Here is an 11050-nt window from a genome sequence, read left to right as displayed (position 1 = left end):
AGATGGAGCCAAAACAAAAACGTATTCGGTATCCATAAAATCAGAATTACATCAAGACCAAATGGCTTTTCAAGAAACAGAATATTACAAAGAAAAAGCAAAACATCGATACAAGATAGAAGCCAAAAATAGCGAGTTAAAAAATGTACACGGTTATGATAGAGCGATATCATACGGTATTACCAATATGCAAATGCAAGGTGCAATAGCAATTTTTACAGTCAACTTAAAAAGAATACTCAAATTAATGTAGAAAATGTAATCTACACATGCATTTTGCCAAATGAACCTGTATAAGTCAAAAACCAACTCATATAACCTACAATAAAAAACAGTTGCAAAAAAAAAACGCTTATAACGGATGTTTAAAATCCTGTTACAAGCGTTTTTTATTATCTAAAAAAGGATGCTAATCAAAATAAGCGATGTTTTTCAGTGCCCTCCATTACTGCAAGGGTTTGTCTATTTTAATTTAGCTAGTCACTAAGGACTAAGGACTAAAATCTAGTATCTGTAATACTCTGGTTTGAATGGTCCAGCTACTTCAACACCAATATAAGCTGCTTGATCGTCACGTAAAGTTTCTAATTCAACGCCTAATTTAGCAAGGTGTAACATAGCTACTTTTTCATCTAAATGTTTTGGTAACATGTATACTTCGTTATTGTAAGCAGCGCTGTTTTTCCACAATTCGATTTGAGCTAAAGTTTGGTTTGTAAATGAGTTACTCATTACAAAACTTGGGTGACCTGTAGCACAACCAAGGTTTACCAAACGACCTTCGGCAAGAACGATGATGTCGTTTCCAGCGATAGTATATTTGTCAACTTGTGGTTTGATTTCAACTTTTGAAGCTCCGTGGTTTGAGTTTAACCAAGCCATGTCGATTTCGTTATCAAAGTGTCCGATGTTACAAACGATAGTTTTATCTTTCATTTTCTCGAAGTGAGAACCTAAAACGATGTCTTTGTTACCTGTTGTTGTGATGATGATATCAGCGGTAGCAATTACTGTGTCTAATTTTTTAACTTCAAAACCGTCCATTGCAGCTTGTAAAGCACAAATTGGGTCAATTTCAGTTACTGTAACAATAGATCCAGCACCTCTAAAAGAAGCAGCAGTTCCTTTTCCTACGTCACCGTATCCGCATACTACAACTCTTTTTGCAGCAAGCATAACATCAGTTGCACGACGTACTGCATCTACTGCAGACTCTTTACAACCGTATTTGTTGTCAAATTTCGATTTAGTAACAGAGTCATTTACGTTTATAGCAGGCATTGGTAATGTTCCCGCTTTTACTCTTTCGTACAATCTGTGAACTCCAGTTGTAGTCTCTTCAGATAATCCTTTGATGCCAGCAACTAAATGTGGGTAACGGTCAATAACCATGTTTGTTAAATCTCCACCGTCATCAAGAATCATGTTCAATGGTTGTCTGTCTTCACCAAAGAATAAAGTTTGCTCAATACACCAGTCAAAATCCTCTTCGTTCAAACCTTTCCAAGCGTAAACTTGAATACCAGCAGCAGCAATTGCAGCAGCAGCTTGATCTTGAGTAGAGAAAATGTTGCAAGAAGACCAAGTAACTTCAGCTCCAAGAGCGATCAATGTTTCGATCAAAACTGCAGTTTGGATTGTCATGTGCAAGCATCCTGCAATACGAGCGCCTTTCAAAGGTTGTTCGTCTTTGTATTCTGCTCTAAGCGCCATTAAACCTGGCATCTCAGCTTCAGCTAATTCAATTTCTTTTCGTCCCCAAGCTGCAAGGGAAATGTCTTTAACCTTGAAAGCCACGTATGGCATAGTTGCTGTACTCATTTATTGTATATTTGTAATTATTTTGACTGTTGGCCTGCCAAACGCGGGCTAATTTTTTGCAAAATTACACAATATCTTAGGATTATAAAAACATTCACTTCTATTTATGAAATGTTTAGCGGTGTAAACTTTTAAAAATCAATAAAATAAAAAGTTTCTTGGCGTTCATTTTAGTTTTTAGGAGCTGTTTCCCGCTTTTCACTGCAATCTTTTTTCCCGCTAAAGAAGCGGATAAAAAAGGATTTCCGTTGCAATCGGGGCTAAAAATCAAGTTACTAACATGCCTTTATTTCAAGATACACGCCCACAATTGGGTACTCGAATGCTTATTTGGAAAGTCACAGAGTCGCTCGCATACTTGCAAAGCCAAATTCAATTAAGACCCGAAAGCCAAGCTCGGTTAGAGTCTATGAAGTTGGAGTTGCACCAGCGTGCTTTTTTAAGTGTTCGTATGCTGTTGCACGAGGCTGGTTACACGGATTTTGATTTGTATTACGACGCTTTTGGAAAACCGCACTTGGAGGATGGTCAGCATATTTCTATTACACATTCGCATGAATTTGCAGCGATTATCATTAGCAATCAAAAAGTAGGTATTGATATCGAACTGCAGCGCGAAAAAATAAAAAGTATTGCTTCTAAATTTTGTGATGCTGAACTAAGTTTTCTAGTTGAACAAAGCCAAGATTACATTCCGAAATTAACCATTATTTGGGGTGCAAAAGAAGCCATTTTTAAAATCAGAAACGAAAAAGGCATCAGTTTCAAGAATCATATTCGCGTTCATCAATTTCATTTGAAAGATCAATTTGCCAACGCCGAATTATTATTTGACGCAGTGCCACAAAACTATGACTTGTATTTTCAAGAAATTGAAAACTTTAGTTTGGTATATGCTTTTGAACAAAATCGCATTCAAAACCTTTAATGTCGATATCTGCATGAAAACTATTTACAGCGAGATTTTAAAAGCAAAAGAAAAGGGAAGCAAGTTGTTGGCTATTTTGCTTGATCCTGATAAAATTACTATAGCGCAAATGAGTGTTTTGATTCCAAAAATCAATCAATCACCAGCAACTCATATCTTCATTGGCGGAAGCCACGTTACAACCAACATTCTGGACGAATTGATAATCACTTTAAAAAGAGATTGTGCTTTGCCAGTGGTTCTTTTTCCGGGCAATCCCTCGCAGATTTCAGATAAAGCCGATGCTATTTTATTTCTATCCCTGCTATCGGGTCGCAACCCGGATTATTTGATAGGACATCAAGTTACTGCAGCACCTATTTTGAAACAAACTCAGCTCGAAATCATATCTACGGGTTATATTTTAATTGAAAGTGGAAATGAAACCGCCGTAGAACGCGTTAGCAAAACCAAGCCTTTGGATCGTCATGATTTAGATCTAACAGTGAATACGGCTCTAGCTGGTGAAATGCTTGGTAGTAAACTCATTTATTTGGAAGCGGGAAGCGGGGCACAATTTCCCGTGCCGATGGAAATGATAAAAAAAGTAGCACAAAAAATTGAGATTCCATTGCTAGTTGGAGGAGGAATTATAGATTTGCAGGGAATTCAACGTGCTTACAATGCTGGTGCAGATTTGGTGGTCATTGGAACCGCTTTTGAAAATGATTTGAATTTTTTTAATACTTAATTAATGTTTGATTATTTTTTTTCGCAGTATAGTGAGTATCCAACATTAGATATCTTTCTAGAAATTGTTGCTGTTGTTTTTGGCTTGTTAAGTGTGTGGTATGCTAAAAAAGACAATATTTGGGTTTTTCCAACGGGTTTGATAAGTACCTCAATATTTGTGTATTTGTTATGGAAATGGGTTCTTTGGGGTGACATGATGATCAATGGCTACTATTTTATAATGAGTATTTACGGTTGGTATCATTGGACCCGCAAAGAAGGAGACAAAGTGGCTTTTCCTATTTCCACAATTTCTTCAGTAGAAACACGAATTGCCATATTTCTTTTTATATTTACAGTCGCTTTTGTTGTGGCGGTGTACCATTTTTTTGATAAATTCACTACTTGGTACGCTTACGTAGACACGTTTATCACAGGAATTTTCTTTGTAGGAATGTGGCTTATGGCCAAAAGGAAAGTAGAAAATTGGATTTTTTGGATTATTGGGGATCTAATTTCGATTCCGTTGTATTTTGCAAAAGGTTATACTTTTACTAGTTTTCAATATTTAGTATTTACAGTAGTTGCCATTTTTGGCTATTTAGAATGGAAGAAAATCTCAAACAACGCTCAAACGGAGCTACAGAAATAAGCAAGGTAGCTTTATTTGGTCCTGAAAGTACCGGCAAAACTACTTTAGCAAGGCAACTTGCTGCATATTATAAAACAGAATGGGTACCTGAGTTTGCCCGAGATTATTTGCAGCAAAAATGGGACGAAAAACAACAAATTTGTGACCTTGAAGATATGCTTCCTATTGCAATTGGCCAAGTTCAATTAGAAAATGAATTGGCGCTAAAAGCAAATAAATATCTTTTTTGTGATACTAATTTAATGGTTACCAAGGTTTTTTCGGAGGTGTACTATAATTATTGTGATCCTTTATTGCACCAAGCGGCATGCCAACATGAATACGACCTTATTTTTCTCACAGATATAGATGTGCCTTGGGCGAAAGATGATTTAAGGGATAAACCCCATGGTAGAGAATCTGTTTTTGCGGTGTTCAAACAAGCATTGCTTGAGCACAAAAAACCTTTTATAACATTATCAGGAGATCAAGAATTAAGGCTAAAAAAGGCAATAAATATTATTGATGATTTGAGATTAGCTAAGTCAATGGGCTTTTCAACAGCTGATTTTGTACAAATATACCAGCATGGAATTGCCATACAAAATATTCAAGCACAATTAAATTTTTTCCGTAACGGCATAGCGCCAATAGATTTAGTAAGCCCAGCGGAATTATCTCGCGGTATTTTGGAATTATCTGATAAAGAGTTTGAAGAAAGAGCTGCTTTTTTTGATGTGCATAAAACGGATTTAAAACTAAATAAATTTGTTCCAGCATCAGGTGCAGCCAGCAGAATGTTTAAATTTTTGAATGAATTTATAAACGATTTTGATCCTAAAAATGAATCTATAAACGCCTATATCAATCGTAAAAAAGCTAGTGAATTGTCAATTTTTATAGTAGCAATAGAGAAATTTCCTTTTTTTGAAGCGGTTTATGCTAAATTAAAAGAGAAATTTGTGAACTTTGATTTTTTAGATCGCAGTTTAAAAAACTTCTATTTTGTAAAAATCCTCTTGTCTGCAGATAATTTTGATTTTGCTAATAAGCCAAAAGGCGTTCTTCCTTTTCACGATTACAAAACTCATATTGCAACTCCTGTTGAGGAGCATTTATTGGAGTGTATGCATTATTCGAGCTCAAATAAGGGTTCTAGTTTGCATTTTACAGTTTCAAAGTCGCACCAGCATTACTTTGAAACAACTACAGCTTCTAGTAAAGTTAGAGCGGAGAAGCTTTCTGGTATGTCTGTAGATGTGAGTTATTCTTATCAAAATCAAAGTACGGATACGATTGCGGTGTCTCTTGAAAATAAACCATTCAGGGATACAGCAGGCCAATTGGTATTTAGGCCAGGAGGACATGGCGCTTTAATTGAAAATTTGAATAATTTAGAGGCTGATATTGTTTTTATAAAAAATATCGATAACGTCATTCAAAATAACATTGATAAAATTGCCCTTTATAAAAAAGGCTTGGCAGGTATTTTATTATCCTTACAGCAAGATGTTTTTGAGTATTTGAGAGTTTTAGAGGAAGGTGTTGTTGATGAAGAAGTTTTGCAAGATATGGTTCTTTTTGTCACCGAAAAGTTAAATGTTGCAATCACTTCAGGCTTTTATACCGAAACTCATGAACGGAAAATAGAGATTTTAAAAACAATTTTGAATAAGCCAATTCGTGTTTGTGGTATGGTCAAAAACGAAGGAGAGCCAGGCGGAGGACCTTTTTGGGTTAGGGACAATCAAGGAGAGATTTCTTTACAAATTGTGGAGAGTTCTCAAGTTGATCTGAATAATGAAGAACAAAGAAAAATTGCGCAAGCAGCCACTCATTTTAATCCAGTTGATTTAGTGTGCGGAATAAAGAATTATAAGAGCGAAAAATTTGATTTGACTAAATTTGTCGATCCAAATAGCGGTTTTGTTGTCGAAAAAAACGCTGCTGGTATCGCTATCAAAGGGTATGAGTTACCAGGTTTATGGAATGGAGCTATGGCCAACTGGCTAACTGTTTTTGTTCAAGTACCTTTGATCACTTTTAATCCAGTAAAAACAGTAAATGATTTATTAAAACCCTTACATCAGCCTTAAGCTTTCAAGTAATGGATAAACAACAAATAGTAGCAGAATTAAATTACAAAGCAGTAAGAAGTAGTGGTGCAGGTGGACAAAATGTAAATAAAGTATCCTCAAAAGTGGTGCTTTATTTTGATGTGATGCAATCCACAGCATTAACTACTTCTGAGAAAGTGCTAGTAGCTGAAAATTTAAAATCACGATTGACGGTTGACGGAATTTTGATATTGAACTGTGATGCCGATCGAAGCCAAATTAGAAATAAAGATTTAGTAACGAAGCGTTTCTTAAATCTAATTGCTGATGCGTTGTTTGTGCCAAAGGAACGGAAAGCTACAAGAGTCCCAAAATCAGTCATTAGAAAGAGAATTAAGGATAAAAAAAGCACTTCTGAAATTAAAAAAAACCGAAAGAAACCAGAGCTGTAATCTTGGTTTTAGTCACAATGAAAACCAAAAAAAACATCGAAAAACCCGATTTTTAAAATTTATTCCAATTCATAATTTGTTATCCACAATTTATAATTAGTTTTGCATCGTCTCAAAGGGGTGCTCTAAATAACGAGCTGAGATCATACCCAAAGAACGGGAACAGGTAATGCTGTTTACGGAAAAATTGACAAAACTAGGCAGTATACGCTGCGTTGCGTCATAGAAACAAATCATTTTATTAATTAAAAAACAAAAAGAATAATTCCCCCTTTTATTCGTAAGCATATTACGGATGAGAACTTTATTTTATTTTACAAGTCGCAAAAGCGTGCAGTCCAAGCCGTCAAACTTATCTTTGACTCTTCTATTTTCTATCTTCTTTTCTCTCTTTTCTTTTTCCACTTTTGCACAAGTAAAAGATACTACTAAGGTCAACCAGCTTGATGCGGTTTTAGTATCGGCAGTTCGTGTTACTACAAAAACTCCAGTTAGTTTTAGCAATCTCAACAAAAAAGAAATTAAGTTTAGAAATTTAGGGCAAGATATTCCTATTTTAATGAATTACCTTCCATCTGTAGTCACTACATCTGATGCAGGAAATGGAGTAGGTTACACCGGTATACGAGTGCGTGGTAGTGATGCTACTCGTGTAAACGTTACCATCAACGGGATTCCCTATAACGACTCTGAAAGTCATGGAACGTATTGGGTGAATATGCCTGATTTTGCTTCATCAGTTGAAAGCTTACAACTGCAGCGTGGAGTAGGAACGTCTACCAATGGAGCGGGTGCTTTTGGCGCAAGCCTTAATATGCTTACCGATAATTTTGCAACAAAAAGTACCGGCGAAATCTCTAATTCGTTTGGAAGTTTTAATACGCGTAAACATACTGTAAAATTCAGTACCGGATTGATGAACGATCATTTTGAAATTGCAGGACGTTTATCTGCTATAAATTCAGATGGGTTTATTGACAGAGGTGCTTCGGATTTGAAATCGTATTTTTTACAAGGAACTTACGTTGGTAAAACTACTTTAATCAAAGCTTTGGTTTTTGGAGGTAATGAAAAAACGTATCAGTCTTGGAACGGAATTGATGGCGAAACTTTGAATACTAATCGCAGGTTTAACTCGGCTGGAGCTTTTAAAGATGAAAAAGGGAACATGCGTTTTTATGATAATGAGACGGACAATTACCAACAAGATCATTCGCAGTTACATTGGAACGAAAAATTTTCGGATAACTGGAGTACTAATTTTGCATTGCATTACACCAAAGGAAAAGGCTATTTTGAAAATTATAAATATAATGAGCCAGTAGAAGGATATGGTGCAATTGAACCTACCAAAATGGTTGTAAATAGTAATGGAAAATTGGTTCCTGGGACAGATTTAATTCGTCAAAAATGGTTGGATAATGATTTTTATGGAACCACTTTTTCAGCTAATTACAAAGACGAGTCTGTAGATGTTATTTTTGGTGGTGGATGGAACAAGTATGAAGGAAATCATTTTGGTAAAGTAATTTGGGCGCGTTATGCATCAACATCTGAATTAGGAGACCGTTATTATGATGATTTTGCAACAAAAACAGATGGAAATATTTTTGCTAAAGCCAACTGTCAAATTACAAGTCAGTTGAGTTTATTTGGAGACCTTCAATTTCGAAGCGTAAAGTACAAAGCAGATGGTGTGCAAGCACTACCGGTGAATGATACTTTCAACTTTTTTAACCCAAAAGCAGGTTTGACTTACACGGTAAATGCAAGCAATGCCTTGTACGCTTCATACGCAAGAGCTAACAGAGAACCAAACAGAAGCGATTACGAAGGTGGCAATGTAAGACCAGAAAAGTTGAATGACTTTGAATTGGGTTGGAGGTATACTGCTGAGAAAACACAAATTAATACCAATGTGTATTTTATGGCCTATAAAGATCAATTAATTTTGACTGGAAAATTAGATGATGTTGGCGCACCAATTCGTTCTAACAGTGAAAAAAGTTACCGATTGGGATTAGAAGTAGATGCGACTATTGCATTCAACGATCAGTGGATTATTCGTCCTAATTTTACCTTGAGTGCCAATAAAAACAGAGACTTAGCTGTTGAAGGGCAAAACTATGGAACTACAGATATTGCTTATTCTCCATCAATTATTGCAGGAAATATTATAGTGTATTCGCCTATTAACAACCTGCATATTTCATGGTTGCAAAAATTTGTAGGTGAGCAATACATGAACAATATTGAGTTGCCAGCAGCACAATTAGCTGATTATTTTGTTAATGATCTAAACGTAGCATACACTTTTAAACCAAAAACCATATTTAATGAAATAGTCTTAACGGGCTTAGTGAACAACTTTTTAGATAAAAAATACGTTTCAAATGGCTACATGTACGATATCTATCCGTACTACTATCCGCAAGCGGGGACTAATTTCTTGCTGGGTTTGACCTTGAAGTTTTAAAAGAGGAGTTTGTTATTGGATGAAATCCTGATGGTTCGCTGTCAGGATTTTTTATTTAATTAACATGTCCATTTTGAGGAACGATCCGGAGGTGAACTATGATTTAATTGCTTCTTTCTGTACAAAAATCACCGTTTTAACCTGCGCTTGCATATAAAAAACAGATTGGTTTAAAATTCTCAAAATGATGCGATTACCTCTGATTTTGACATTAGCATCGCAAAATTTTGGACGTTCAAATGCAGTTACGAAAACCTGAAAAACACTAACAGCAACAAGCGGAGTAATTTTTACGACATAGCCAATACTTCGTTGCGTTATCAAAAAAAGAACAGTCCTTTTGGTTTCGAAGTGGTAGTTAATAATCTATTCGATAATAAAGTCAAAAACGATTTTTCCTTCTCTGATTATTTAATTAGTCAGCGCAGCACTTTTGTATTGCCAAGGGTTTTTATACTTTCTCTAAGTTATAAATTGTAATTAATTAAAAACTCTAAGTATATCTCCGTTCACTTGTACGCGGTATTGCTTCATAGGATATTGCAAATTGCTTTGTCCTGTAAACAAGCTATAGGTAACATTATCACATCCGCAAACCGCATTAATTCCGTTAATCGACATAGTAGAGCAGTCGCTTAGGGCTTGATTAGGACAAGCAGCATCAAAGGCGTTGTAGCCACTAGCGGTATTAAAAACAATCACGCCTCGTGCACCAATATTAGGGACATATACAGCATTGCTCACAAATTTAAGATTGGAATAAGTAGGTAAATTCATGTTGAGGTCCATGCTGAAAGTATAGTTAGGAACAAAGGGGTTGTTATTGCTAACGCCAGAATCATTGCAAGAAAAAAACAATGGAATCAATGTAAATAAGAGATGAATTTTTTTCATTTTAAATTAGTGTCAAAGTATTAGTGAAACAAATTTAATTTATTTAACTTTGACTTATATATGATTAGCATATATTTATCGACGAAAAAAAATAGTAGTATCTTTGTGGAAAGAAATCCCGTCCTGATGGGATTTTTTCTATTTATATAATTAATGAAATTATGAGTACAGTATCGTATTATACCGCAGAAGGATTAAAGAAATTAAGAGAAGAATTAGATTATCTAAAGAGCGTGATGCGTCCTAAAGCATCAGCAGATATTGCAGAGGCTAGAGACAAAGGAGATTTATCTGAGAATGCAGAGTATGATGCAGCCAAAGAAGCACAAGGTATGCTTGAGATGCGTATTGCTAAACTAGAAGAGGTGCACTCAAACGCTAGATTAATTGACGAATCCCATTTAGACCTTTCTAAAGTTCTGGTTTTATCGAATGTGAAAATCAAAAACCAAACCAACGGAATGGAAATGAAATACACATTAGTGGCTGAAAGTGAAGCAGATTTGAAAACTGGAAAAATATCCGTTACCTCACCAATTGGTAAAGGTTTACTAGGAAAATCAGTAGGGGAAGTTGCAGAAATTACGGTACCAAATGGTGTCTTGAAGTTTGAAATCCTTGAAATATCACGCGATTAATACATCTATTAACTAATAGTTCAGCACCATGCCAAGTATTTTTACCAAAATAATAAACGGAGAAATTCCTTGTTACAAGATAGCAGAGGATGAAAATTTCATAGCTTTTTTAGATGTAAATCCAAACGCAAACGGTCACACACTTTGTATTCCAAAACAAGAAATCAATAAGATTTTTGATATGGATGACAATTTGTATTTGGGGCTAATGCAGTTTTCAAAAAAAATTGCAGTCGCTTTAGAGAAAACAGTTCCTTGTAAACGCGTAGGTATTGCAGTTGTAGGACTCGAAGTTCCTCATGCGCACGTGCATTTGATTCCGCTAAACGAAATGGATGAAATGCGTTTTCAAAATAAAGTAAGTCTCACCACCGAAGAATTTACTTCACTTGCAGCGGCAATTGCAGCCAATTTGTAAAAATTAAAAATAAAAAAAAAGAAA

11 protein-coding genes are annotated in these 11050 nt (G+C 35.4%); 9 read left to right on the top strand and 2 right to left on the bottom strand.

The genetic code is table 11. The annotated features are described in order from the left end of the window. Positions 1 to 253 (top strand): transposase (locus FJV36_RS01165; protein ID WP_199250854.1); only part of this gene is annotated, 253 nt, incomplete at its 5' end. 251 nt (positions 254 to 504) lie between these two features. Here the strand turns inward: FJV36_RS01165 and ahcY are convergent. Next, positions 505 to 1821 (bottom strand): adenosylhomocysteinase, encoded by a 1317-nt coding sequence (ahcY, locus tag FJV36_RS01160; protein WP_158729000.1) that lies wholly within the window; start codon positions 1819 to 1821, stop codon positions 505 to 507. A gap of 280 nt (positions 1822 to 2101) precedes the next feature. Between ahcY and FJV36_RS01155 the strand changes: the two genes are divergently transcribed. The 6 genes from FJV36_RS01155 (at position 2102) to FJV36_RS01130 (ending at position 9076) form a co-directional block, all read left to right on the top strand. After that, entirely contained in the window at positions 2102 to 2749 is a 648-nt protein-coding gene (locus FJV36_RS01155) for a 4'-phosphopantetheinyl transferase superfamily protein (RefSeq protein WP_158728999.1), read from the top strand. 13 nt (positions 2750 to 2762) lie between these two features. Next, positions 2763 to 3479: a geranylgeranylglyceryl/heptaprenylglyceryl phosphate synthase gene (locus FJV36_RS01150; RefSeq protein ID WP_158728998.1), complete on the top strand. Its 717-nt coding sequence runs from the start codon at positions 2763 to 2765 to the stop codon at positions 3477 to 3479. 3 nt (positions 3480 to 3482) lie between these two features. Next, the gene (gene pnuC / locus FJV36_RS01145; protein ID WP_158728997.1) at positions 3483 to 4112 is read left to right on the top strand and encodes a nicotinamide riboside transporter PnuC; all 630 of its coding nucleotides are present in this window, start codon (positions 3483 to 3485) and stop codon (positions 4110 to 4112) included. Beyond that, entirely contained in the window at positions 4067 to 6187 is a 2121-nt protein-coding gene (locus FJV36_RS01140; RefSeq protein ID WP_158728996.1) for a DUF4301 family protein, read from the top strand. The genes pnuC and FJV36_RS01140 overlap by 46 nt, the downstream gene beginning before the upstream one ends. A gap of 11 nt (positions 6188 to 6198) precedes the next feature. Beyond that, positions 6199 to 6600, top strand: coding sequence for an alternative ribosome rescue aminoacyl-tRNA hydrolase ArfB (gene arfB / locus FJV36_RS01135; protein WP_158728995.1), 402 nt, complete (start codon positions 6199 to 6201; stop codon positions 6598 to 6600). A gap of 295 nt (positions 6601 to 6895) precedes the next feature. Then, complete coding sequence (locus FJV36_RS01130) at positions 6896 to 9076, top strand: TonB-dependent receptor (RefSeq protein ID WP_158728994.1); 2181 nt, start codon at positions 6896 to 6898, stop codon at positions 9074 to 9076. A gap of 480 nt (positions 9077 to 9556) precedes the next feature. On the opposite strand, the gene FJV36_RS01125 is transcribed toward FJV36_RS01130, so the two are convergent. After that, positions 9557 to 9970 (bottom strand): hypothetical protein, encoded by a 414-nt coding sequence (locus FJV36_RS01125; RefSeq protein ID WP_158980767.1) that lies wholly within the window; start codon positions 9968 to 9970, stop codon positions 9557 to 9559. A gap of 161 nt (positions 9971 to 10131) precedes the next feature. On the opposite strand from FJV36_RS01125, the gene greA reads away from it, so the two are divergent. Both greA and FJV36_RS01115 read left to right on the top strand, forming a co-directional pair. Further along, entirely contained in the window at positions 10132 to 10608 is a 477-nt protein-coding gene (greA, locus tag FJV36_RS01120) for a transcription elongation factor GreA (RefSeq protein WP_144889642.1), read from the top strand. Between the two features lie 28 nt (positions 10609 to 10636). Continuing rightward, complete coding sequence (locus tag FJV36_RS01115) at positions 10637 to 11026, top strand: HIT family protein (RefSeq protein ID WP_158728992.1); 390 nt, start codon at positions 10637 to 10639, stop codon at positions 11024 to 11026. The last annotated feature ends 24 nt before the right edge of the window (positions 11027 to 11050 follow it).

The sequence above is a fragment of the Flavobacterium sp. I-STPP5a genome (genome assembly GCF_009764685.1).
Taxonomy (GTDB): Bacteria; Bacteroidota; Bacteroidia; order Flavobacteriales; family Flavobacteriaceae; genus Flavobacterium.
This window is presented reverse-complemented; position numbering and strand designations above follow the sequence as displayed.

Coding starts and splice junctions, on each gene's coding strand:
- ahcY (WP_158729000.1), bottom strand. CDS start 1,821: ATGAGTACAGCAACTATGCCATACGTGGCTTTCAAGGTTAAAGACATT.
- FJV36_RS01155 (WP_158728999.1), top strand. CDS start 2,102: ATGCCTTTATTTCAAGATACACGCCCACAATTGGGTACTCGAATGCTT.
- FJV36_RS01150 (WP_158728998.1), top strand. CDS start 2,763: ATGAAAACTATTTACAGCGAGATTTTAAAAGCAAAAGAAAAGGGAAGC.
- pnuC (WP_158728997.1), top strand. CDS start 3,483: ATGTTTGATTATTTTTTTTCGCAGTATAGTGAGTATCCAACATTAGAT.
- FJV36_RS01140 (WP_158728996.1), top strand. CDS start 4,067: ATGGAAGAAAATCTCAAACAACGCTCAAACGGAGCTACAGAAATAAGC.
- arfB (WP_158728995.1), top strand. CDS start 6,199: ATGGATAAACAACAAATAGTAGCAGAATTAAATTACAAAGCAGTAAGA.
- FJV36_RS01130 (WP_158728994.1), top strand. CDS start 6,896: ATGAGAACTTTATTTTATTTTACAAGTCGCAAAAGCGTGCAGTCCAAG.
- FJV36_RS01125 (WP_158980767.1), bottom strand. CDS start 9,970: ATGAAAAAAATTCATCTCTTATTTACATTGATTCCATTGTTTTTTTCT.
- greA (WP_144889642.1), top strand. CDS start 10,132: ATGAGTACAGTATCGTATTATACCGCAGAAGGATTAAAGAAATTAAGA.
- FJV36_RS01115 (WP_158728992.1), top strand. CDS start 10,637: ATGCCAAGTATTTTTACCAAAATAATAAACGGAGAAATTCCTTGTTAC.